Source organism: Burkholderia metallica, assembly GCF_902832845.1.
Lineage (GTDB): Bacteria > Pseudomonadota > Gammaproteobacteria > Burkholderiales > Burkholderiaceae > Burkholderia > Burkholderia metallica.
The window spans coordinates 56,565-78,253 of record NZ_CADFDB010000004.1; the positions used below are offsets into that span (position 1 = coordinate 56,565).

Here is a 21,689-nt window from a genome sequence, read left to right on the forward strand (position 1 = left end):
CAACTGAAAGTTCATTCGCAGCTTTCGACGCTAGTCGCCGGATTTTGCGAGGTTTTTTTGACTATCCACAGCGCATGTGGATAACTTTGTTGACAAGTAGCACGGATTTCCCGCCGAGCCTCGCCGGACGGCCTTCCGGCCCGTTTGGCCGCCCGCTCGAGGTTTGATAAAATTCAATCAAAACAAGGAGATACGGATTCCGTGCCGCAAAGACCCCGCCGCGTCCCAATCCGGGGCCGGATTCGTGGAATTGTGCATAAGTCAAGTCTTGACAGCCGGATTTTGTCCTTCCAGGGCATTCAGAGCGCCGTGAGCGCACGCCGGTAGCGGATCGCTTCCGCGATCTGCGCGGCCGTCGGCAGCGGGTCGCCGGCCAGATCGGCGATCGTCCGGGCGACCTTCAGCACGCGGTAATACGCGCGCGCCGACCAGCCGAAGCGCTCGCCGGCCTCGCGCAGCAGCCGTTCGCCTTCGTCGGTCGGCCGGCACAGGTCGTCGGTCTCGCGGCCGCTCAGCATGTGATTCGTCTTGCCCTGCCGATCGAGCTGCAACGTGCGCGCCCGCGCGACCCGCGCTGCCACCGCGGCGCTCGGCTCGCCGGGGGCCGATGCGCGCGTCGCCAGCTCGGCCGGCGACAGCGCGGGCAGGTCGATCTGGATGTCGATGCGGTCGACGAGCGGCCCCGACAGCTTGCGCAGGTAGCGCGCGGCGACATCCGGCGAGCAGCGGCAGCGCCCGGACGGATCGCCATGCCAGCCGCACGGGCACGGGTTCATCGCGGCGATCAATTGGCACGCGGCCGGAAAGTCGGCTTGCTGGGCCGCGCGGGAAATCGTGATGCGGCCGGCCTCCAGCGGCTCACGCAGCATCTCGAGCACGTGCCGGTCGAATTCCGGCAGTTCGTCGAGGAACAGCACGCCGAGGTGCGCGAGCGTGATCTCGCCCGGTTGCGGCGGGTTGCGCCCGCCGACCAGCGCGGCCGCGCTCGACGAGTGGTGCGGCGCGCGGAACGGCCGGCGGCGCCACTGCGCGGGCGAGAAGCCGAGGCGGCTCGCGGAGAGGAGCGCCGCCGACGTCAGCGCCTCGTCGTCGGTCAGCGGCGGCAGCAGGCCCGGCAGCCGCGCGGCCAGCATCGACTTGCCGGCTCCCGGCGGCCCGATCATCAGCATGTGATGGCCGCCCGCGGCCGCGACTTCCAGCGCGCGGCGCGCGCCGCGCTGCCCGACCACGTCGGCCAGATCGGGGGCGGCCGGCACCGGCAGGCCGTCGAGGCACGGCGCCGCGACCGGCGTGAGCCGCCCGTCCGGCGCATCGGCGAGGTGCGCGCACAGCGCGGGCAGGTCGGGCGCGCCGAACACGGTGACGCCCGGCACGAGCGCGGCCTCGGCGGCGCTTTCGAGCGGCAGATACAGCTCGGGGGCCTTCGACGCGACGGCGGCACCCGGCGCCGGGCCGGCCACGCGGCCGCTGTCGTCCGAACCGGAGTCCGAACCGGACGGTGAGACGGAGCGCAAACCGGCAGCCGCGCCGTCTTGTGCAACCTGCCGATCGCGCGCCACCCCGCACGCCATTGCGAACGCGCCACGCATTGGCCGCAGCGCGCCCGTCAGCGACAGCTCGCCCGCGAATTCGCGGCCGGCCAGCGCATCGGCCGGAATCTGGCCGTTGGCGGCGAGGATGCCGAGCGCGATCGGCAGGTCGAATCGCCCGGATTCTTTCGGCAGGTCGGCCGGCGCGAGGTTGACGGTGATGCGCCGCACCGGGAATTCGAAGCCGCAGTTCTGCAGCGCGGCGCGTACGCGTTCGCGGCTTTCGCGCACTTCGAGATCGGGCAGGCCGACGATGGAAAACGACGGCAACCCGTTGGCGAGATGGACTTCGACGGTGACGTCCGGCGCACGGCCGGAGGCGGGCGCGCGACTGCGCACCACGGCGAGCGACATGGCGAGGCTCCTGTAAGCGAGGCGGACGGACGACGGCCGTTCGGGGCCGCATGCCGCGGGAATCGGAGGAATCGGTGCGCGCTTGCCGGCGTGGCGCGGGAAAAGAACGAGGGACTGCGAAGAGCGGGGTGCTGCGAAGAGCGGAGGTGCTACGAAGAGCGGAGGTGCTACGAAGAACGGGGTGCGGCGAAGAGCTGCGGTGCTGCGGAAAACGATGGACGACGAAGCGCGTGGACGGCTTCAGTTCACCCGTGCCCCAGGATTTCGAGGCGGCGGGCGCGAGCCGCGCGAGGCGGCCCGCGCCCGGACCTTGCGGCCGGGTGGCGCGTCAGGCTTGCGGTGCGGCGAGCTTCTGCTCGAGTTCCGCGACGCGCTTTTCGAGTTCCTCGAGGCGCACGCGGGTGCGGGCGAGCACTTGTGCCTGCGTGTCGAATTCCTCGCGCGTGACGAGATCGAGCTTCGAGAAGCCTTGCGACAGCATGGCCTTCACATTGCGCTCGACGTCCTTGGCCGGCGAGTTTTTCAGCAGGTCGCTGACGCGCGACTGCAGATCATTGAAAACGTCGCTGGGTTGCTTCATGTGATTCCCCTTCTTTGCACAAAAAATGTGCATCTTCAGTTGCGTACGTGCCCATGATGCACGCATGACCGGAAATGGTGCGCCGACGGCGCGAATTCCGGGCATGGCGCCCGCATGGGTGAATGGCCCGGCGATCCGGGACGTGCGTGCACTCTAGCAACGATCCTTTCGCCGCGCCAGCAAACCGGGCCACGTTGGCCATTCGGCCGGGCTTCCGCACCTTTCATCGGACGATGCGACCCCGTGATGAAGCCTTTTGAAACGGTGCTCGAACCGACATGGCATGCGAGTTGCTGAGAAGAGTCCGTTACAACATTCCAATCACTTCGACGGGACAACCCAGCGAGAGGACTTCATGAAACTCATTACCGCAATCATCAAGCCGTTCAAGCTCGATGAGACGCGCGAAGCGCTGTCGGCGCTTGGCGTCTCGGGCATCACGGTGACGGAGGTGAAAGGGTTCGGGCGCCAGAAGGGGCACACCGAGCTGTACCGCGGCGCCGAATACGTGGTCGATTTCCTGCCGAAGATGAAGATCGAGGCAGCCGTGTCCGACGATCTCGTCGACCAGGCGGTCGAGGCGATCGAGCGGGCCGCACGCACCGGCAAGATCGGCGACGGCAAGATCTTCGTCACGGCGATCGAACAGGTGATCCGGATTCGCACCGGGGAGACCGGCGCAGACGCGCTGTAACAGAACAGACAAGACAAGCGAGAAGAGGAAAACCAAGATGCGCAAACTTCTGATGTCCCTGCTGATGGCCGGCTCGCTGATCGCGGCCGGTGTCGGCCCCGCGCTCGCCGATGACGCGGCGTCGGCCGCGGCTGCATCCGCGCCAGCCGCCATGGCTTCCGACGCGTCGGCGGCCGCCGCGCCGGCCGCTTCGGCGCCGGCCGCGACCGACGCATCCGCCGCTGCCGCCGCACCGGCCTCGGGCGCCACCGACGCGTCGGCTGCCGCCGCCGCTTCGGCACCGGCCGCCCCCGCCGCACCGACCGCACCGTTCTCCGTCGATTCGTCGAAGATCAACTCGGGCGACACCGCGTGGATGCTGACCTCCACCGCGCTCGTGCTGTTCATGACGATCCCGGGCCTCGCGCTGTTCTACGCCGGCATGGTCCGCAAGAAGAACGTGCTCGCGACCGTGATGCAGAGCTTCGCGATCACCGCGCTGATCACGGTGCTGTGGACGGTGGTCGGCTACAGCCTCGCGTTCACGCCGGGCAACGGCTTCATCGGCGGCCTGTCGCGCGCGTTCCTGCACGGGATGAACTACGTGAAGGGCGACAAGGCGACGACGCTGACGGTCAGCCATCTCGCGACGACGATTCCGGAATCGGTCTACTTCGTCTACCAGATGACGTTCGCGATCATCACGCCGGCGCTGATCTGCGGCGCGTTCGCCGACCGGATGAAGTTCTCGGCGATGCTCGTGTTCATGACGCTCTGGTCGCTGATCGTCTATGTGCCGATCGCGCACATGGTGTGGGAGCCGACCGGCTGGCTGTCGGCCGACGGCGTGCTCGACTTCGCGGGCGGCACGGTGGTGCACATCAACGCCGGTATCGCGGGCCTGATGTCGTGCCTGGTGCTCGGCAAGCGCGTCGGCTACGGTCGCGAATCGATGGCGCCGCACAACCTCGTGCTGACGATGATCGGCGGCTCGATGCTGTGGGTCGGCTGGTTCGGTTTCAACGCGGGTTCGGCGGTCGCGGCTGACGGCCGTGCCGGCTTCGCGATGCTGACGACGCAAGTCGCGACGGCCTGCGCGGCGCTCGGCTGGATGTTTGCCGAGTGGATCGCGAAGGGCAAGCCGTCGGTGCTCGGCATCGTATCGGGCGCGGTCGCGGGTCTCGTCGCGATCACGCCGGCGGCCGGCTTCGTCGGTGTGGCGGGCGCACTCGTGATCGGCATCGCGGCCGGCGTCGTGTGCTTCTGGTCGGCGACGTGGCTCAAGTCGAAGCTCGGCTACGACGATTCGCTCGACGCGTTCGGCGTGCACGGCGTGGGCGGGATTCTCGGCGCACTGCTGACCGGCGTGTTCGCGGTCAAGGACATCGGCGGCGCCGACGGCAGCCTGCTGCTGCAGGCCAAGGGCGTCGTGATCACGCTGGTCTACAGCGGCGTGCTGAGCTTCGTGCTGCTGAAGGTGATCGACCTGACGATGGGCCTGCGCGTGTCGGAAGAAGAGGAGCGCGAAGGCCTCGACGTGATCCTGCACGGCGAGCACGTCGAATAAGTCACAAGGATGACCGGCGGGCCGCCGCGACGACGGCGCCCGCCCTGAATGAGCGCAGCGACTTCGGCCCGCCCCACCCGGCGGGCATTTTTTTTCTCCCGTCATTCGCTGCGGGAGCGCATAACCCTTCGCGCTATCGGGTCAATAGCCGAAAACTTCCTCAAAACCCTTGCGAAGCCGGGAACAATCCCCAAATGGGCAGGGCAATTGCTCTACAATCTTCATTCTCCCGCTCGCGAGTGATTCATGGTTCCCCACCTCGTTACCGCGTTGAACGGTCCGCTGCTCGAACTCGAGCAGAAGATCCTCGACGCGACGCCTGCGATCGAACGCTGGTTCAGGCTCGAATGGCAGGAACATACCCCGCCGTTCTATTGTTCGGTGGACCTGCGCAATGCCGGCTTCAAGCTGGCGCCCGTCGATGCGAACCTGTTTCCCGGCGCATTCAACAATCTGCCGTCCGAAGTGTTGCCGCTCGCCGTGCAGGCCGCGATGGCCGCGATCGAGAAGATCTGCCCGGACGCGAAGAACCTGCTCGTGATTCCCGAGCTGCCGACCCGCAACGCGTTCTACCTCGAAAACGTCGCCCGGCTTGCGACGATCATGCGTCAGGCCGGCCTGAACGTGCGCTTCGGCTCGCTCGACCCGAGCATCACCGACATGACGCCGATCACGCTGGCCGACGGCCAGAAGATCGTGCTCGAACCGCTCGAACGTTCGCAGCGCCGCCTCGGCCTGAAGAATTTCGACCCGTGCTCGATTCTGCTGAACAACGACCTGTCGGCCGGCATCCCGGCCGTGCTGGAAAACCTGCACGAGCAGTACCTGCTGCCGCCGCTGCACGCGGGCTGGGCCGTGCGCCGCAAGTCCACGCACTTCGCGTGCTACGACGACGTCGCGAAGAAGTTCGCGAAGATGGTCGGCGTCGATCCGTGGATGGTGAATCCGTATTTCGCGCATGTGGAAGGCGTCGACTGGCAGGCGCATGAAGGCGAGCAGGCGCTCGCCGATGCGATCGACGGCGTGCTGAAGAAGATCGCGCGCAAGTACCGCGAATACGGGATCAGCGAGAAGCCGTACGTCGTCGTGAAGGCCGACGCGGGTACCGCCGGGCGCGGCGTGATGACCGTGCACGACGCGGCCGAGATCGGCCGCATGTCGAAGGCCGAGCGCGCACAGATGGCCGAGTCGAAGGCCGGCCTCGCGGTGCGCGACGTGATCGTGCAGGAAGGCGTCTACACGTTCGAGCGCGTCGGCGACGAAGTCGCGGAGCCCGTCGTGTACATGATCGACCGCTACGTGGTCGGCGGCTTCTACCGCACGCACGGCGGCCGCGAGCGCGACCAGAACCTGAACGCCCCCGGCATGCACTACGTGCCGCTCGGCTTCGAGCACACCGCGCTGCCGGATGCGGGCGCCAAGCCGGGCGCCGCGCCGCCGAACCGTTTCTACATGTACGGTGTGGTCGCGCGGCTGTCGCTGATCGCGTCGTCGATCGAACTGGAAAAGACCGACCCCGAAGCCATCCAGGTGTAACGGACCTTCGCTACGTACAGGACCTCATGGACATTCTCTTCATCGCCGACCCGCTCGAGCGCTTCAAGATCTACAAGGATTCCACCTACGCGATGATGGCCGAGGCCGCGCGCCGCGGGCACGCGGTGTACGCATGCGAGCCGAACCACCTCGCGTGGACGGGTTCGGCCGTCGAGGCCGACGTCCGGCGCATCACGTTCGTCGGCGAAGCGGACGACCTGCATCGCGAGACGTGGTACGAAGCCGGCCCGGTCGACGCGCGCCGCCTCGAATCGTTCGGCGCGGTGCTGATGCGCAAGGATCCGCCGTTCGACATGGAATACGTGACGTCGACCTGGCTGCTGGAGCTGGCCGAGCGCGCCGGCGCGCGCGTGTTCAACAAAGCGCAGTCGATCCGCGACCATTCGGAGAAGCTCGCGATCGGCGAGTTTCCGCAGTTCGTCGCTCCGACGCTCGTCACGCGCGATGCGAAACGGCTGCGCGCGTTCCACGCCGAGCACGGCGACGTGATCCTGAAGCCGCTCGACGGGATGGGCGGGATGGGCGTGTTCCGCGTGAAGCCGGACGGCATGAACCTCGGTTCGATCATCGAGATGCTGAGCCACGACGGCACGCGCTCGGTGATGGCGCAGAAATTCATCCCCGAGATCAAGGCCGGCGACAAGCGCATCCTGCTGATCGGCGGCGAGCCGGTGCCGTATTCGCTCGCCCGGATTCCGCAGGGCAGCGAGGTGCGCGGCAATCTCGCGGCGGGCGGGCTCGGCGTCGCGCAGCCGCTGACCGCGCGCGATCGCGAGATCGCCGAAACGCTCGGGCCCGTGCTCGCGGCGCGCGGGCTGCTGCTGGTCGGGCTCGACGCGATCGGCGACTGGCTGACCGAGGTGAACGTCACGAGCCCGACGTGCTTCCGCGAGATCATGGAGCAGACGGGCTTCGACGTCGCCGCGATGTTCATCGACGCGCTGGAGCGTGCGGCCGCGTAGGCCGTCTCCCGCGCAACTCCGGCGGCGGCCGCGCAGGTCCCCCGTCGCCGGCGCAGCTTGACCGGCCTGCTACAATGCCCGCTTGTCCGGTGCCGCGATCGCGCACCGAAGGCCCGGCGGTCGGGCCGACACTGTTGCAAGGCTGAACATGAAACGTTCCCCACACTCGCTACGCTCATTGCCCCGCCGCGGGGCGTCGGCCCGCCAGGGGCGGCCGGGAGCGATCTGACATGGCCGGGATTCTGATCATCGCGCACGCCCCGCTCGCCACCGCGCTGCGGGACTGCATCGCGCACATCTATGGCGGCGTGCCTGCCCGCATCGGCTGTATCGACGTGATGGCGGACAGCGATCCGACCCAGGTGATGGCGTTCGCGCACGCGGAACTCGCGCGGCTCAAGGAAGACAACGGCGTGGTCGTGCTGACCGACATGTACGGCGCGACGCCCGCGAACATCGCGGGCCAGCTGGCCAAGATCGACAACGTGCGGGTGCTGGCGGGCGTGAACCTGCCGATGCTCGTGCGGGCCGTCTGCTACCGCACCGTGCCGCTCGACAAGCTGGTCGACAAGGCGCTGTCCGGCGGCGCGAAGGGCGTCCACGAGGTATCGGCCGGCACGCCGCCGCCGCCGTCCGAAACCGGCTGCGGCCAATGCGCGCCGATTCCGCCCGAACCGCAGCCGCGCACCGAGTCGCACTGAGCCACCGTTTTCCGTTTTAGACCGCTCCGCCGACGCGCGCCGCCGGCGGCCCCGACCGACCCGACCGAGAATCATGCTTCAACAAGAAACCACCATCGTCAACAAATTGGGGCTCCATGCGCGCGCATCGGCCAAGCTTACGCAACTGGCCGGCAACTTCCAGTCGGAAGTCTGGATGACACGCAACGGGCGCAAGATCAATGCGAAGAGCATCATGGGCGTGATGATGCTGGCGGCGGGCATCGGCAGCACGGTGACGATCGAGACCGAAGGGCCCGACGAGCGCGAAGCGATGGACGCACTGCTGAAGCTGATCGCCGACAAGTTCGGCGAAGGCCAGTGATCGCCGCGCGGGATCGTTGCCGTTTTCAGCCGGAATGCCGCGATCTTCGCGGCATTTTTTTCGTCTGAAGCATTGATGCGGAATGCGCAATGCTGCGGTGCATGCAGCCAGCGGGGAGTCGCGGAATTTATAATCACTAACCGGGGTCATAAGCGCATCGCAGCAGTGTGCCGCGGCTTTACTTGTACAGAGGAGGTGCGCGTGTCCTTCACGCTGCATGGCATTCCCGTCTCACGTGGTATCGCGATCGGGCGAGCGTATCTGATCGCGCCGGCCGCGCTCGACGTCGCCCATTACCTGGTCGACGCGAACCAGATCGATGCCGAGGTCGAGCGCTTCCGCACGGCGCTCGAGGTCGTGCATCACGAACTCGAAGCGCTGCGCGCCGACCTGACCGACGACACCCCGAGCGAAGTCGCCGCCTTCATCGACGTCCACACGATGATCCTGAGCGACGAGATGCTCGTGCAGGAAACCATCGACCTGATCCGCACGCGCCGCTACAACGTCGAGTGGGCGCTGACCGAGCAGCTCGAGCTGCTCACGCGCCACTTCGACGACATCGAGGACGAATACCTGCGCGAGCGCAAGGCCGACATCGAGCAGGTGGTCGAGCGCGTGCTGAAGGCGCTCGCCGGCGCGCCGTCCGCGTCGCAGGCACTCGACCGCGCGGCCAAGAACGGCACGAACGAGATGATCGTCGTCGCGCACGACATCGCGCCGGCCGACATGATGCAGTTCAAGTCGCAGTCGTTTCAGGCATTCGTCACCGATCTCGGCGGGCGCACGTCGCACACGGCGATCGTCGCGCGCAGCCTCGGCATTCCGGCCGCGGTCGGCGTGCAGCACGCGAGCGCGCTGATCCGCCAGGACGACCTGATCATCGTCGACGGCGACCAGGGCATCGTGATCGTCGATCCGGCGCCGATCGTCCTCGAGGAATATTCGTACCGGCAGTCCGAGAAGCTGCTGGAGCAACGCAAGCTGCAGCGCCTGAAGTTCTCGCCGACGCAAACGCTGTGCGGCACCAAGATCGATCTGTACGCGAACATCGAGCTGCCCGACGACGCGAAGGCGGCCGTCGAGGCCGGTGCGGTCGGCGTCGGGCTGTTCCGCTCGGAGTTCCTGTTCATGCATCAGAAGGAGATGCCGGAAGAGGAGGAGCAGTTCGCCGCGTACAAGCGGGCCGTCGAGTGGATGAAGGGCATGCCGGTGACGATCCGCACGATCGACGTCGGCGCGGACAAGCCGCTCGAGGCGCTCGACGAAGGCTATGAAACGGCGCCGAACCCGGCGCTCGGCCTGCGTGCGATCCGCTGGAGCCTGTCCGAGCCGCAGATGTTCCTCACGCAGCTGCGGGCGATCCTGCGCGCGTCCGCGTTCGGCCAGGTGAAGATCCTGATCCCGATGCTCGCGCATGCGCAGGAAATCGACCAGACGCTCGACCTGATCCGCGAAGCGAAGCGCCAGCTCGACGACGCGGGGCTTGCGTACGACCCGAACGTGCGGATCGGCGCGATGATCGAGATTCCGGCCGCGGCGATCGCACTGCCGCTGTTCCTGAAGCGGTTCGATTTCCTGTCGATCGGCACGAACGACCTGATCCAGTACACGCTCGCGATCGACCGCGCCGACAACGCGGTCGCGCACCTGTACGACCCGCTGCACCCGGCCGTGCTGCACCTCATCGCCTATACGCTGCGCGAAGCGAAGCGCGCGGGCGTATCCGTGTCGGTGTGCGGGGAGATGGCCGGCGATCCGGCGCTCACGCGCCTGCTGCTCGGGATGGGGCTGACCGAGTTCTCGATGCACCCGAGCCAGTTGCTGGTCGTGAAGCAGGAGATCCTGCGCGCGCACCTGAAGGCGCTCGAAAAGCCGACGGCCGACGTGCTCGCCGCGTTCGAGCCGGAGGAAGTGCAGGCCGCGCTGCAGCGGCTGTCGGTCGCGGAGCCGCGGGCGGACGCTGCTGCCTGACGCTCCGGCGCCGCCGTTAAATGTTGCGAAGTGTCACCAAGCATGCGCCGCCGGGCGCATGCGCGTCGCGCGTCAGTGCCGGCCGCCGCACACGGGGCAGTCGGCCTGGCGCGCGATTTTCATCGTCGTCCATTCCATCCGCAGCGAATCGAGCATCATCAGCCGCCCGTTGAGGGTCTTGCCGATACCGCCGATCACGCGCAGCGCCTCGGCCGCCTGCATCGCGCCGATGATCCCGACGGTCGGCGCGAACACGCCCATCGTCGCGCACGCGACTTCCTCGAACGGCTGGTCTTCCGGAAACACGCACGCATAGCAGGGCGCGGCCGCATCGCGAAAGTCGAACGTGCTGATCTGGCCGTCGAAGCGCAGCGCGGCGCCCGACACGAGCGGCACGCCGTGCGCGACGCACGCGCGGTTGATCGCGTGTCGCGTCGCGAAGTTGTCGGTGCAGTCGAGCACGACGGTCGCGCGCGGTACGTGCGTGTCGAGCCACGCATTGTCGACGCGCGCGGCGACCGCATTCACTTGCACGTCGGGATTCAACTGCGCGAGCGTGTCGCGCCCCGATTCGACCTTGCTGCGGCCGACCGATGCCGTCACGTGCAGGATCTGCCGCTGCAGGTTCGTGAGGTCGACCGTGTCGGCGTCGACGAGCGTGATCGTGCCGACCCCCGATGCCGCGAGGTACATCGCGGCGGGCGAGCCGAGGCCGCCCGCGCCGACGACGATCGCATGCGCATCGAGAAAGCGCTGCTGCGCCTCGATGCCGATTTCGTCGACGAGGATGTGACGGGAGTAGCGAAGGAGTTGATCGTCGTTCATGGGGAGTCGTGGGCGAGGCGGGCGGACGTGTCGTTATTTTAGGCGCGCATGAAAAACGGGCCATCGCGGTCTTCCCGCGATGGCCCGTCGGATGCCGGCCGGCGCTTACTTCGGTGCCGACGCGGGCTTCGGTGCGGAAGCCGGCTTTGCGGTAGCGCCCGATGCCTTCGACGCGGCAGCGGCCTTGCCGCCCGGATTCTTCGTGCTCTCGGCGAGCAGCGACTTCGATTCCTGAACCGGCTTGCCTTCGAGCTTGTTGAGCGCCTGCTGCATCATGAAGTCGTCGGCGCTGCCGAACTCGATCGGCTTGCGATCGCGATCCTTCTGGCGCTGCTCCGGCGTCTTCTTGTCGTTCTGCTCTTCGAGGATGCGCAGCTGATCCATCCGGCGCTGCTCGCGATCTTCCTGTTCCTTCTTCTCGTTCGGATCCTGCGTGTTCGCGAGGTGGTTCGAATAATCGACCTCGCGCGTCACGAGCACGTCGTCCGGATCGCCGTCCGCATACTGATCGACCGGCACGTCCGGCGTGATGCCCTTGTTCTGGATCGAACGGCCGCTCGGCGTGTAGTAGTACGCGGTGGTCAGGCGCAGCGCGGTGTCGGCCGTCATCGGGCGCACCGTCTGTACCGAACCCTTGCCGAACGTCGTCTTGCCCATGATCTGCGCGCGCTTCGAATCCTGCAGCGCACCGGCGACGATTTCCGACGCGGAGGCCGAGTAGGCGTTCGTCAGCACGATCATCGGCACGGTCTTGAACACCGGCGGCAGGTTCTTCAGCGGATCGCCGTCGAAGGACGGCAGGCGATAGTTGTCGTACGTATCGCGGTAGACCTGCTTCGAATCGGCGATCTGGCCGTTGGTCGACACGACGACGGAGTCGGGCGGCAGGAACGCGCCGGCCACGCCGACCGCGCTCTGCAGCAGGCCGCCGCCGTTGTTGCGCAGGTCGAGGACGAGGCCCTTCAGGTTCGGCTGCTGGCGCGCGATGTCCTGCAGCTTCGCGGCGAGATCCGGCGTCGTGCGTTCCTGGAAGCTCGTGATCCGGATGTAGGCATAGCCCGGATCGAGGATCTTCATCTTCACGCTCTGGACCTTGATGATCGCGCGCGTGACCGTGACCGGGAACGTGCGGTCGTCGCTCTTGCGGAAGATCGTCAGCGTGACCTTCGTGCCCGGCTCGCCGCGCATCTGCTTGACGGCCTTGTCGAGCGTCATGCCGCGCACCGGCTTGTCGTTGATGCGGGTAATCAGGTCGCCCGGACGGATGCCGGCGCGGAACGCGGGCGTGTCCTCGATCGGCGAGATCACCTTGACGAGCCCGTCTTCCTGCGAGATCTCGATGCCGAGACCCGCGAAGCGGCCCTTCGTCTGCTCCTGCAGCTCGTCATAGTCGGTCTTGTCGAGGAACGACGAGTGCGGGTCGAGGCTCGACACCATGCCCTTGATCGCGGCCGTCAGCAGCTTCTTGTCGTCGACCGGTTCGACGTACTCGCGCTTGATCTGTCCGAATACTTCCGCGAACAGGCGGAGCTGGTCGAGGGGAAGCGGCGCCGTGGCGGTCTGCTCGGCCGATGCGGAAACCTGCAGCGTGGCGAACACGCCCGTGGCGAGGCCCGCGGCAATCAGGCCGATGTTCTTCAATTTCATTCGCATAGAGATCTGGTGCGGTCGGGAAGCGCGTGGCGGTAGCGGGGATGGAGCGGACAAGTATAACTGTTCGTCCGATGACTCAGTGGAACGGCGCGAAAAGCGTCGAAAGGGTCCGGAGCCGGCCCGGCGGGGCACCGCCGGGTGCGCTGCGGGTTCGAAAGCGGATTCGACAGCACCGGGGGCGCGAAGGTTCGCGCGGTGGCCGGGCCGCCGCCGGGGCCGGGCGCGCCGCGCCGGGCGCGGCATCCCAGGCTCACCCGGCTCACCCGGCCGGCGCGCGTCAGCCCGCCTTGCCCTGCTTCGCGACGGCGGCCTGCGCCTGCGCGATCGCTTCCTGGTCGCCGAGGTAGTAGTGCTGGATCGGCTTCAGGTTCTCGTCGAGTTCATACACGAGCGGCACGCCGTTCGGGATGTTCAGGCCGACGATGTCGCTGTCCGAGATACCGTCGAGGTACTTGATCAGCGCGCGCAGCGAGTTGCCGTGCGCGGCGATCAGCACCTGCTTGCCGGCGCGCACGGCCGGCGCGATCGACTCGTTCCACAGCGGCAGCACGCGCGCGACCGTGTCCTTCAGGCACTCGGTGAGCGGCAGCTGCTCGCGCGGCACCTTCGCGTAGCGCGGGTCGTTGAACGGCGCGCGCTCGTCGGTCGGCTCGAGCGCGGGCGGCGGCGTGTCGTAGCTGCGGCGCCACACGAGCACCTGTTCGTCGCCGAACTTCGCGGCCGTTTCCGCCTTGTTCAGGCCCGACAGCGCGCCGTAGTGACGCTCGTTCAGGCGCCACGAGTGGACGACCGGCAGGTACATCAGGTCCATCCTGTCCTGCACGTGCCACAGCGTGCGGATCGCGCGCTTGAGCACCGACGTGTATGCGATGTCGAACGTGTAGCCGGCCTCCTTGAGCAGTTCGCCGGCCTGGTAGGCCTCGTTGCGACCCTGTTCGGTAAGGTCGACGTCGACCCAGCCGGTGAAGCGGTTTTCCTTGTTCCACGTCGATTCGCCGTGGCGGATGAGAACGAGTTTGTACATGGATCTTGCGGTCGGTAGTGAAGGAAGCGGGGCGCGTCGCGCGGAACCCGACCGGGGGCCCGCCATCGCGCAAGACGGTTATTTTATAATGGCGGGATTGTCCTCATCCGATTTCTCTTTTTCCGGCGGAATTCCGTGACGTTCTTTACCGATTACACCAACCTGGCCCTTATCGCGATCCTGGTGGTATCCGGCGGTCTGCTGGCCTGGCCCGCGCTGCGCCGCGGCCGTGGCGGCCTGTCCGCCGCCGAGGCGACGCAACTCATCAACCGCCGCAACGCGGTCGTGATCGACGTGCGCGCCGCACCCGATTTCGCGGCCGGCCATCTGCCGTCGGCGCGCCAGGTCGCGGCGGGCGAGATCGGCGCGAAAATTGCGCAGATCGCGAAGAACAAGAGCACGCCGGTGCTGCTCGTCTGCCAGAACGGCCAGCAGTCGCAGAAGGCGGCGCGCGAGGTCGAGGCGGCGGGCTACGCCGAGGTGCACGTGCTCGAGGGCGGCGTGGCCGCCTGGCAGCAGGCCGGGATGCCGGTCGTCAAACAAGGAGTGGCGAAGTGAACAAGGTTTTGATGTACAGCACGCAGGTGTGTCCGTATTGCATTCAGGCCGAGCGCCTGCTGAAGCTGCGCGGTGTCGAGCAGATCGAGAAGGTGCTGATCGACCGCGATCCGGCCCGCCGCGATGAAATGATGACGCGCACCGGGCGCCGCACGGTGCCGCAGATCTATATCGGCGACACGCACGTCGGCGGCTACGACGATCTGTCGAAGCTCGACCGCGACGGCGGCCTCCTCCCGCTTCTGCAAGCAGCCTGATTAGGGCAGAATGGCCGCCGGCCGCGCCGCGGCTTGGGCGCGCAGGATTCATCCGTGGCGGCCGGCGACATGCCGGGCCGCCCCGTTACCACTTTTAGGGAAACACCATGTCCGACGTCGAAAACCAACCGTTCTTCAACATCCAGCGCGTCTACCTGAAGGATATGTCGCTCGAGCAGCCGAATTCTCCGGCGATCTTTCTCGAGCAGGACATGCCCTCGGTTGAAGTCGAGGTCGACGTGAAGGCCGACCGCCTCGCGGAAAGCGTGTTCGAAGTCGTCGTGTCGGGTACCGTCACCGCGAAGGTGAAGGACAAGGTCGCGTTCCTGATCGAAGCGAAGCAGGCCGGCATTTTCGACATCCGCAACATTCCGGACGAACAGCTCGACCCGCTCGTCGGCATCGCCTGCCCGACGATCCTGTTCCCGTACCTGCGCTCGAACATCGCCGACGCGATCACGCGTGCGGGCTTCCCGCCGATCCACCTGGCGGAAATCAACTTCCAGGCGCTGTACGAGCAGCGCCTCGCGCAGCTTCAGCAGCAAGCCGGCGCCGCCGCAGGCGCGCCGAACGGCACGACGCTGAACTGACGATTCCCTCGGAGGACCGGTGCTGGGTATGAAAGTAGCCGTTCTCGGCGCCGGTGCGTGGGGCACCGCGCTCGCGGGCCATCTGGCCGCGCGGCACGACACGCTTCTATGGGCGCGCGACGCCGCGCTCATCGCCGGGCTGCAGGCCCGGCACGAAAATTCCCGCTATCTGGACGGCATCGTGCTGCCTGACGCGCTGCGCTACGACGCCGATCTCGGCGCCGCGCTCGCGCATGGCGCCGCGGACGACGCGCTGTGCGTGATCGCCGCGCCCGTGGCCGGGCTGCGCACGCTGTGTCACGCGATGCGCGACGCCGGCTGCGTGCCGGCGCACGTCGTCTGGGTCTGCAAGGGCTTCGAGGCCGACACGCATCTGTTGCCGCATCAGGTGATCGCGGCCGAGCTGCCCGAACAGCAGAGCAACGGCGTGCTGTCGGGCCCGAGCTTCGCGCGCGAGGTCGGGCAGTCGCTGCCCGTCGCGCTGACGGTGGCGAGCGCGTCCGCCGAATGCCGCGAACGCACGCTCGCCGCGTTCCATCACGGCGCGATGCGCATCTATACGGGCGACGACGTGGTCGGCGTCGAGGTCGGCGGTGCGGTGAAGAACGTGCTCGCGATCGCGACCGGCATTGCCGACGGCCTCGGCCTCGGGCTGAATGCACGCGCCGCGCTGATCACCCGCGGCCTCGCCGAAATGTCGCGGCTCGGCGTCGCGCTCGGCGGTCGCGCGGAAACCTTCACGGGCCTGACTGGCCTCGGCGACCTGATCCTCACCGCTACGGGCGACCTGTCGCGCAACCGCACGGTCGGCCTGCAACTGGCGGCCGGCCGCACGCTGAACGATATCCTCGGCGCGCTCGGCCACGTGGCCGAAGGCGTGCGCTGCGCGCAGGCCGTGCTGGCCATCGCGCGCGCGCAGTCGATCGAAATGCCGATCACCGAAGCCGTGTGCGGCGTGCTGTTCGACGGCATCGCGCCGCGCGACGCCGTCAGCGGCCTGCTGCGGCGCGACGCGCGCGCCGAATAGCGCGGCCCGGCGCCGGGTTCGCCGCGGGCGCGCGGCGTCAAAGCGCGCTACGCTTGAACCGTCTCCGGCGTTCCGGGAGGTTGTCATGCTGCGGATCCATTCCACCACGCTCGATGCGCAGGTCGTCGACATCACGACGCTCGATGTCGACGCGATCGTCAACGCCGCGAACGGCTCGCTGCTCGGCGGCGGCGGTGTCGACGGCGCGATCCACCGCGCGGCCGGCCCCGGCCTGCTTGCCGAATGCCGCACGCTCGGCGGCTGCGCGACCGGCGACGCGAAGCTCACGCGCGGCCACGCGCTGCCGGCGCGCTACGTGATCCATGCGGTCGGGCCCGTCTGGTACGGCGGCGGGCGCGGCGAGCCCGAACTGCTCGCGTCGTGCTACCGGCGCGCGATCGAGCTGGCCGAGGAGGTGGCGGCGACGTCGATCGCGTTCCCCGCGATCAGCTGCGGCGTGTATCGCTATCCGGTGGGCGACGCCGTCGACATCGCGGTGGGCACCGTCGCCGAAATGCTGCCGCAGGCGCCGAATCTCGCACGCGTGGTGTTCGCGTGCTTTTCCCCCGACATCTACGACCTGTATCGCGCGCGGCTCGCGCGGGCGTGATGCATCCCGCGTTCCGCACCGCGGGCAGGGTGGCTCGCGCGTCAGGCGCCGCCTTCGAAGCCGGCCTGGCGCCACGCCTCGAACACGACCACCGCGACCGTGTTCGACAGGTTCAGGCTGCGGTTGTCCGGCCGCATCGGCAGGCGCACGCGCTGTTCGTTCGGAAAGCGTTCGAGCAGTTCGGCGGGCAGGCCGCGCGTTTCCGAGCCGAACACGAACCAGTCGCCCGGCAGGAACGCGTGATCGTGGAAGCGGCCCGAGCCGCGCGTCGTGAATGCGAACATCCGGGCGGGATCGGGCGTTTCCGCCGCGACGAATGCGTCCCAGTCGCGGTGCACGCGCATCTGCGCATACTCGTGATAGTCGAGGCCGGCGCGGCGCATCCGCGCGTCGTCGAGCGGGAAGCCGAGCGGCTCGATCAGGTGCAGGCGCGCGCCCGTGTTGGCGCACAGGCGGATCACGTTGCCGGTGTTCGGCGGAATTTCGGGGGCGACGAGGACGACGTTGAACATGTTTCTGTCTGGCTGGGCCGGACGGGGCGACGCAACGCGCGCTCCGGGCCGGCCGGTTCGTGACGGCCGCCGCCGTGTACGGGCGGCGGGCCTCTCTATCTAATTAATCCCTGGCGGTGCGCAGCGCAACCAGATTCGTCACGCGTGCGGCGCCCGCCGCCTTCAGCGCGTGCGCGGCGGCCTCGAGCGTCGCGCCGGACGTCATCACGTCGTCGACGAGCGCGACGTGGCGGCCGGCGACCGCACTTGTTACCGCGAATGCCGCCGTCACGTTGTCGTGCCGGGCGCGCCGGTCGAGCCGCGACTGCGGCGCGGTGTCGGCGACGCGCGCGAGCAGCGCCGCATCCGCGCGCACGCCGAGCCGCCGCGCGAGCGGGCGCGCGATCGACCACGCCTGGTTATAGCCGCGCGCGACGAGCCGCCGGGACGACAGCGGCACCGGCACGACCAGGTCGAAGCCGCCGGCGCCGGGCGTATCGTCGATCAACCGCGCGAGTCGCGCGGCGAATTCGCTGCCGAGCGCGAGTTGCCGGTGAAACTTCAGGCCGCGCGCGAGCGCATCCAGCGGCGCGCGGTAATCCGCCAGCGCCAGCGTCGCATCGAACGGCGGCGGCGCCGTGCGGCACGCGTCGCAACGGTAGGCGGCCGCTCGGCCGGCACCGGCGCGCATGCCGCGGGACGGCTGCGAACGCGATGGGCCGGCGCCGAGCGGCAGCGCGCAGACGTCGCAGCGCAGCCGCGCTTCGTTCCAGTACGCGGCGTCGCAAGCGTTGCACATCACGGCGTGTGACAAATTGCCGCACAGTGCGCAGCGATTCGGCAGCGCGAGCGCGGCGACGCGCGCGGCCAGCGCAACAACCTGCGACAAAGCGACGCGCATCGTGCGTCGGGCGGAACGACGGATCATCGCAACACTCCTGACACCCCGCCTCAATGAAGCCCGCGGGGCGAGCGAGTATACTTCGGGCTCTTCGCCAGTGTGCCCGACATGTCCCCAGCTTCGACTTCAACCGGCCGTCCGGCCAATGACGCAAGGCGCCTGCGGCGGATCTTCGACCGCCGTGCCGCCACGTTCGATGCGGTCGCGTTCCTGCCGCGCGAGATCGCGCAGCGGATGAACGAGCGCCTCGAATACATCAAGGTGAGCCCCACAGCCGTGCTGGACGCGGGCTGCGGCCCGGGCGACGACCTGCCGGCGCTGCGCGCGCGCTTTCCGGAGGCGCCCGTATTCGGCGTCGACCTGTCCGGCACGATGCTCGCGCGGGCCGGCCAGCGCGAGGTCGAGCAGACGAGCTGGCGCCGCTGGCTGCCGGCGTCGCTCGGCCGTGCGCTGGGCCAGCGCGGCCCGCGCGTCGCGCAGGCCGATTTCGCCGCGTTGCCGTTCCCCGGCGGCGCGTTTGACCTCGTCTGGTCGAATCTCGCCCTCCACTGGCATTCGCGCCCGGACGCGGTGCTGCCCGAATGGCAGCGCGTGCTGCGCGTGAACGGGCTGCTGATGTTCAGCACGCTCGGCCCCGATACCCTGCGCGAACTGCGCGCGGCCTGCGCGGACGCCGAAGCGGCGCTCGGCAACGCGCCGCCCGCCGCGCGCGTGATCGATTTCGTCGACATGCACGACCTCGGCGACATGCTCGTCGAGAGCGGCTTCGAGATTCCCGTGATGGACCAGGAAGTGCTGACCGTCACCTACAAATCCCCCGATTCCCTGCTGGCCGACGTGCGCCGCTGGGGCGCCTATCCGTTCGAGCGGACGGCGCCGCAGCACGCGGGGCGGCGCTTTCGCGCGGCGCTCGGCGACGCGCTGGACGCGCGCCGGCGCGAGGACGGCACGATTCCGCTCACATTCGAAGTGATCTACGGCCACGCGTGGAAGGCCGTGCCGCGCACGACCGCCGAAGGGCACGGGATCGTGCGCATCGAGGACATCGGAAAGGGCCGTCCGAAGAATCGGTAAAGCGGTAAAGAGGGGTTTTGTTATGTCTGAAATTAGCAGCGCAAAGCGGGGTCGAATTGGCGCCTGAAATGGCCGGAAAGCTTGTCGCGCTTGGCTCGCGGGCCGATAGTCGCTTGCTTGTGGATGCCATTGAACCCGCCTATAATGCGTCAGCTTGTCGTCCCGGGGTCCCCGCAATACGGGGCGACGAGTCCGATGCAGGCATGCATCGCATGCCATTCGCGTGAGGCGGCGATGGGAGCAGCGAGGGTTTTGGCGGAGACGACGAACGACGAGCCGGTCCTCGAAGACTGGCTCATGAAACGCAATTGTTCGGCGTCGCCGCGCCAGTTCATGCTGTTTTACGCGTCGCTCGCGGGCTTCTCGCTGGTGATCGCAACACTGCTGATGTGGCGGGGGGCCTGGCTCGTCATGCCCTTCACCGGAATCGAGTTGCTGGCTGTGGGTGTCGCATTTGCGATCTATGCTCGCCATGCGGTCGATTACGAACGCATCAGGCTGTATCCGCACCGGCTCGTGATCGAGCGGATGGATGCGGAGCGGCTCACGCAGATCGAATTCAACCCGCGCTGGGTGCGGGTCGAGCCGGGTGCGACGCCACGCGATCCGATTCGGCTGGTATCGCGCGGGCAGACCGTCGTAATCGGGCAGCATCTCGCGCAGTACAAGCGCGCGCAGTTCGCCGACGAACTGCGCGTATCGCTCAGGCGCTGCGGCTGACGAGGCGCGGGCACCGGCCGGATACCGGCCGGCGGCTTGCGACGGGGGAGGGTTTGAATGGAAATTTTGGGTAAGGATGCTATGAAAACAATCAAGCGAGCCCTCACGGGCGTGCTGGCATGCAGCGGATTGCTCTTTGCCGGTGCCGCCCTGGCGGTCGGTGATAGCCCGGGCGGCCCCCGCGTCAACGAGATCAACTTTCAGCCGCCGGTCACGAAGATCGCCGAGGAGCTCTACGATCTCCACACGATGATGCTGATCCTGTGTACGGTGATCTTCGTCGGCGTGTTCGGCGTGATGTTCTATTCGATCTTCGCGCACCGCAAATCCAAGGGCCACAAGGCCGCCAATTTCCATGAAAGCACGACCGTCGAGATCATCTGGACGATCGTGCCGTTCGTCATCGTCGTGCTGATGGCGCTGCCGGCCACGAAGGCCGTCGTCGCGATGAAGGACACGACGAACGCCGATCTCACGATCAAGGTCACCGGCTACCAGTGGAAGTGGGGCTACGACTACGTGAAGGGCCCGGGCGAGGGCATCGGCTTCCTGTCGACGCTCAGCACCCCGCGCGACGAAGTGATGGGCAAGAAGCCGATCACCGACACCTATCTGCAGGAAGTCGACAACCCGCTCGTCGTGCCGGTCAACAAGAAGATCCGCATCATCACGACCGCGAACGACGTCGTCCACTCGTGGTACGTGCCCGCGTTCGGCGTGAAGCAGGATGCGATCCCCGGCTTCGTGCGCGACACGTGGTTCAAGGCCGACAAGGTCGGGACGTTCCGCGGTTTCTGTACCGAGCTGTGCGGCAAGGAACACGCGTACATGCCGGTCGTCGTCGAAGTCCTGTCGGATGACGACTACGCGAAGTGGGTCACCGCGCAGAAGGCCAAGCTGGCCAGCGCCGCAGTCGACCCGAACAAGGTCTACACGATGGCCGAACTCGTCGCGCACGGCGAGGAAGTCTACAAGGCGAACTGCGCGGCCTGCCACCAGGTGAGCGGCAAGGGCCTCGGCGCGTTCCCGGCCATGGACGGCAGCCCGATCGTGAACGGCCCGATCGCCGGCCACGTCGAGCGCGTGCTGCACGGCAAGGGTGCGATGCCGTCGTGGGCGTCGCTGTCGGATCTCGACATCGCGTCGGTCATCACGTACGAGCGCAATTCGTGGGGCAACCACAAGAACGACCTGCTGCAGCCGAAGCAAGTGGCCGACGCGCGTAACGGCAAGATGCCGGAAGACGCGGCCGGCGCGGCGGCAGCCGCACCGGAGCAAGCCGCTTCCGCACCGGCGCAGGCTGCGTCGGGCGCGGAGCAGCCGGCGGCAGCGTCGGCCTCGGCCGCCCTGTCGACGATCTACTTCGAGACGGGCAAGAGCACGCTGCCGGCCGATGCGAAGGCGGCGATCGCCGCCGCGGCCGACTATGCGAAGGCACATCCGGACGCGAAGCTCGCGCTGTCGGGCTTTACCGACAAGACGGGCTCGGCCGACGCGAACGCCGAACTGGCGAAGCATCGCGCGCAAGCCGTGCGCGACGCGCTGAAGGCAGCAGGCGTGGCGGAAGACCACATTATTCTCAAAAAGCCGGAAACGATCACGGGCGGGGCGGACGCGAAGGAAGCCCGGCGTGTCGAGATCGGTCCGGCGGCTTGACGT

Annotated in this window: 22 protein-coding genes; 15 read left to right on the top strand and 7 right to left on the bottom strand. The window is 67.8% G+C overall.

The features are described from left to right. Positions 1 to 299: 299 nt before the first annotated feature. Both HWX08_RS13065 and HWX08_RS13070 read right to left on the bottom strand, forming a co-directional pair. A complete protein-coding gene (locus tag HWX08_RS13065; RefSeq protein WP_174921499.1) occupies positions 300 to 1,943 on the bottom strand; it encodes a YifB family Mg chelatase-like AAA ATPase in 1,644 nt (547 codons plus the stop codon). 328 nt (positions 1,944 to 2,271) lie between these two features. Then, entirely contained in the window at positions 2,272 to 2,523 is a 252-nt protein-coding gene (locus HWX08_RS13070; protein ID WP_006489451.1) for an accessory factor UbiK family protein, read from the bottom strand. A 355-nt stretch (positions 2,524 to 2,878) separates the two neighbouring features. Between HWX08_RS13070 and HWX08_RS13075 the strand changes: the two genes are divergently transcribed. From HWX08_RS13075 to ptsP, 7 genes are all read left to right on the top strand, one after another. After that, positions 2,879 to 3,217 (top strand): P-II family nitrogen regulator, encoded by a 339-nt coding sequence (locus HWX08_RS13075; RefSeq protein WP_027789049.1) that lies wholly within the window; start codon positions 2,879 to 2,881, stop codon positions 3,215 to 3,217. Between the two features lie 37 nt (positions 3,218 to 3,254). Beyond that, on the top strand, positions 3,255 to 4,763 hold the full coding sequence (locus tag HWX08_RS13080; RefSeq protein WP_069257658.1) for an ammonium transporter: 1,509 nt from the start codon (positions 3,255 to 3,257) through the stop codon (positions 4,761 to 4,763). Between the two features lie 246 nt (positions 4,764 to 5,009). Beyond that, positions 5,010 to 6,299: a glutamate--cysteine ligase gene (gene gshA / locus HWX08_RS13085; RefSeq protein WP_069257657.1), complete on the top strand. Its 1,290-nt coding sequence runs from the start codon at positions 5,010 to 5,012 to the stop codon at positions 6,297 to 6,299. A gap of 26 nt (positions 6,300 to 6,325) precedes the next feature. Further along, the gene (gene gshB / locus HWX08_RS13090; RefSeq protein ID WP_069257656.1) at positions 6,326 to 7,282 is read left to right on the top strand and encodes a glutathione synthase; all 957 of its coding nucleotides are present in this window, start codon (positions 6,326 to 6,328) and stop codon (positions 7,280 to 7,282) included. 230 nt (positions 7,283 to 7,512) lie between these two features. Continuing rightward, complete coding sequence (locus HWX08_RS13095; protein ID WP_069257655.1) at positions 7,513 to 7,983, top strand: PTS sugar transporter subunit IIA; 471 nt, start codon at positions 7,513 to 7,515, stop codon at positions 7,981 to 7,983. A gap of 73 nt (positions 7,984 to 8,056) precedes the next feature. Then, on the top strand, positions 8,057 to 8,326 hold the full coding sequence (locus tag HWX08_RS13100) for an HPr family phosphocarrier protein (protein WP_006477716.1): 270 nt from the start codon (positions 8,057 to 8,059) through the stop codon (positions 8,324 to 8,326). Between the two features lie 201 nt (positions 8,327 to 8,527). After that, positions 8,528 to 10,300, top strand: a complete 1,773-nt coding sequence (ptsP, locus tag HWX08_RS13105) for a phosphoenolpyruvate--protein phosphotransferase (RefSeq protein ID WP_069258078.1) — start codon at positions 8,528 to 8,530, stop codon at positions 10,298 to 10,300. Positions 10,301 to 10,372: 72 nt separating this feature from the next. Here the strand turns inward: ptsP and HWX08_RS13110 are convergent, their stop codons facing one another. From HWX08_RS13110 to gpmA, 3 genes are all read right to left on the bottom strand, one after another. Further along, a complete protein-coding gene (locus HWX08_RS13110; RefSeq protein ID WP_174921498.1) occupies positions 10,373 to 11,125 on the bottom strand; it encodes a HesA/MoeB/ThiF family protein in 753 nt (250 codons plus the stop codon). A 105-nt stretch (positions 11,126 to 11,230) separates the two neighbouring features. Next, positions 11,231 to 12,778 (bottom strand): S41 family peptidase, encoded by a 1,548-nt coding sequence (locus HWX08_RS13115; protein WP_107314119.1) that lies wholly within the window; start codon positions 12,776 to 12,778, stop codon positions 11,231 to 11,233. Between the two features lie 277 nt (positions 12,779 to 13,055). Beyond that, on the bottom strand, positions 13,056 to 13,802 hold the full coding sequence (gene gpmA, locus HWX08_RS13120; protein ID WP_069257652.1) for a 2,3-diphosphoglycerate-dependent phosphoglycerate mutase: 747 nt from the start codon (positions 13,800 to 13,802) through the stop codon (positions 13,056 to 13,058). Positions 13,803 to 13,937: 135 nt separating this feature from the next. Here gpmA and HWX08_RS13125 point away from each other — a divergent pair, with 135 nt between their 5' ends. The 5 genes from HWX08_RS13125 to HWX08_RS13145 all read left to right on the top strand — a co-directional run bounded on the left by HWX08_RS13125 (position 13,938) and on the right by HWX08_RS13145 (position 16,844). Then, entirely contained in the window at positions 13,938 to 14,360 is a 423-nt protein-coding gene (locus HWX08_RS13125; protein WP_069257651.1) for a rhodanese-like domain-containing protein, read from the top strand. After that, positions 14,357 to 14,617, top strand: coding sequence for a glutaredoxin 3 (gene grxC, locus HWX08_RS13130; protein WP_069257650.1), 261 nt, complete (start codon positions 14,357 to 14,359; stop codon positions 14,615 to 14,617). The genes HWX08_RS13125 and grxC overlap by 4 nt, the downstream gene beginning before the upstream one ends. Positions 14,618 to 14,724: 107 nt before the next feature. Next, the gene (secB, locus tag HWX08_RS13135) at positions 14,725 to 15,207 is read left to right on the top strand and encodes a protein-export chaperone SecB (protein WP_011353285.1); all 483 of its coding nucleotides are present in this window, start codon (positions 14,725 to 14,727) and stop codon (positions 15,205 to 15,207) included. 28 nt (positions 15,208 to 15,235) lie between these two features. Beyond that, a complete protein-coding gene (locus tag HWX08_RS13140) occupies positions 15,236 to 16,234 on the top strand; it encodes an NAD(P)H-dependent glycerol-3-phosphate dehydrogenase (RefSeq protein ID WP_174921497.1) in 999 nt (332 codons plus the stop codon). Between the two features lie 85 nt (positions 16,235 to 16,319). After that, the gene (locus HWX08_RS13145) at positions 16,320 to 16,844 is read left to right on the top strand and encodes an O-acetyl-ADP-ribose deacetylase (protein WP_069257648.1); all 525 of its coding nucleotides are present in this window, start codon (positions 16,320 to 16,322) and stop codon (positions 16,842 to 16,844) included. A 41-nt stretch (positions 16,845 to 16,885) separates the two neighbouring features. Here the strand turns inward: HWX08_RS13145 and trmL are convergent, their stop codons facing one another. Next, positions 16,886 to 17,356 (bottom strand): tRNA (uridine(34)/cytosine(34)/5-carboxymethylaminomethyluridine(34)-2'-O)-methyltransferase TrmL, encoded by a 471-nt coding sequence (gene trmL, locus HWX08_RS13150; protein WP_011353282.1) that lies wholly within the window; start codon positions 17,354 to 17,356, stop codon positions 16,886 to 16,888. A gap of 103 nt (positions 17,357 to 17,459) precedes the next feature. Further along, positions 17,460 to 18,263, bottom strand: coding sequence for a ComF family protein (locus HWX08_RS13155; protein ID WP_174921496.1), 804 nt, complete (start codon positions 18,261 to 18,263; stop codon positions 17,460 to 17,462). Positions 18,264 to 18,344: 81 nt separating this feature from the next. Between HWX08_RS13155 and HWX08_RS13160 the strand changes: the two genes are divergently transcribed. The 3 genes from HWX08_RS13160 to coxB all read left to right on the top strand — a co-directional run bounded on the left by HWX08_RS13160 (position 18,345) and on the right by coxB (position 21,686). Beyond that, a complete protein-coding gene (locus tag HWX08_RS13160) occupies positions 18,345 to 19,310 on the top strand; it encodes a methyltransferase domain-containing protein (RefSeq protein WP_174921495.1) in 966 nt (321 codons plus the stop codon). A 195-nt stretch (positions 19,311 to 19,505) separates the two neighbouring features. Continuing rightward, a complete protein-coding gene (locus tag HWX08_RS13165; protein ID WP_069257644.1) occupies positions 19,506 to 20,030 on the top strand; it encodes a DUF2244 domain-containing protein in 525 nt (174 codons plus the stop codon). 57 nt (positions 20,031 to 20,087) lie between these two features. Beyond that, the gene (coxB, locus tag HWX08_RS13170) at positions 20,088 to 21,686 is read left to right on the top strand and encodes a cytochrome c oxidase subunit II (protein ID WP_069257643.1); all 1,599 of its coding nucleotides are present in this window, start codon (positions 20,088 to 20,090) and stop codon (positions 21,684 to 21,686) included. Positions 21,687 to 21,689 lie beyond the last annotated feature (3 nt).

Bases quoted from the DNA above. Each gene is read 5' to 3' on its own strand.
- HWX08_RS13065 (WP_174921499.1), bottom strand. From the start codon at position 1,943: ATGTCGCTCGCCGTGGTGCGCAGTCGCGCGCCCGCCTCCGGCCGTGCG.
- HWX08_RS13070 (WP_006489451.1), bottom strand. From the start codon at position 2,523: ATGAAGCAACCCAGCGACGTTTTCAATGATCTGCAGTCGCGCGTCAGC.
- HWX08_RS13075 (WP_027789049.1), top strand. From the start codon at position 2,879: ATGAAACTCATTACCGCAATCATCAAGCCGTTCAAGCTCGATGAGACG.
- HWX08_RS13080 (WP_069257658.1), top strand. From the start codon at position 3,255: ATGCGCAAACTTCTGATGTCCCTGCTGATGGCCGGCTCGCTGATCGCG.
- gshA (WP_069257657.1), top strand. From the start codon at position 5,010: ATGGTTCCCCACCTCGTTACCGCGTTGAACGGTCCGCTGCTCGAACTC.
- gshB (WP_069257656.1), top strand. From the start codon at position 6,326: ATGGACATTCTCTTCATCGCCGACCCGCTCGAGCGCTTCAAGATCTAC.
- HWX08_RS13095 (WP_069257655.1), top strand. From the start codon at position 7,513: ATGGCCGGGATTCTGATCATCGCGCACGCCCCGCTCGCCACCGCGCTG.
- HWX08_RS13100 (WP_006477716.1), top strand. From the start codon at position 8,057: ATGCTTCAACAAGAAACCACCATCGTCAACAAATTGGGGCTCCATGCG.
- HWX08_RS13110 (WP_174921498.1), bottom strand. From the start codon at position 11,125: ATGAACGACGATCAACTCCTTCGCTACTCCCGTCACATCCTCGTCGAC.
- HWX08_RS13115 (WP_107314119.1), bottom strand. From the start codon at position 12,778: ATGCGAATGAAATTGAAGAACATCGGCCTGATTGCCGCGGGCCTCGCC.
- gpmA (WP_069257652.1), bottom strand. From the start codon at position 13,802: ATGTACAAACTCGTTCTCATCCGCCACGGCGAATCGACGTGGAACAAG.
- secB (WP_011353285.1), top strand. From the start codon at position 14,725: ATGTCCGACGTCGAAAACCAACCGTTCTTCAACATCCAGCGCGTCTAC.
- HWX08_RS13140 (WP_174921497.1), top strand. From the start codon at position 15,236: ATGAAAGTAGCCGTTCTCGGCGCCGGTGCGTGGGGCACCGCGCTCGCG.
- HWX08_RS13145 (WP_069257648.1), top strand. From the start codon at position 16,320: ATGCTGCGGATCCATTCCACCACGCTCGATGCGCAGGTCGTCGACATC.
- trmL (WP_011353282.1), bottom strand. From the start codon at position 17,356: ATGTTCAACGTCGTCCTCGTCGCCCCCGAAATTCCGCCGAACACCGGC.
- HWX08_RS13155 (WP_174921496.1), bottom strand. From the start codon at position 18,263: ATGATCCGTCGTTCCGCCCGACGCACGATGCGCGTCGCTTTGTCGCAG.
- HWX08_RS13160 (WP_174921495.1), top strand. From the start codon at position 18,345: ATGTCCCCAGCTTCGACTTCAACCGGCCGTCCGGCCAATGACGCAAGG.
- HWX08_RS13165 (WP_069257644.1), top strand. From the start codon at position 19,506: ATGCAGGCATGCATCGCATGCCATTCGCGTGAGGCGGCGATGGGAGCA.
- coxB (WP_069257643.1), top strand. From the start codon at position 20,088: ATGGAAATTTTGGGTAAGGATGCTATGAAAACAATCAAGCGAGCCCTC.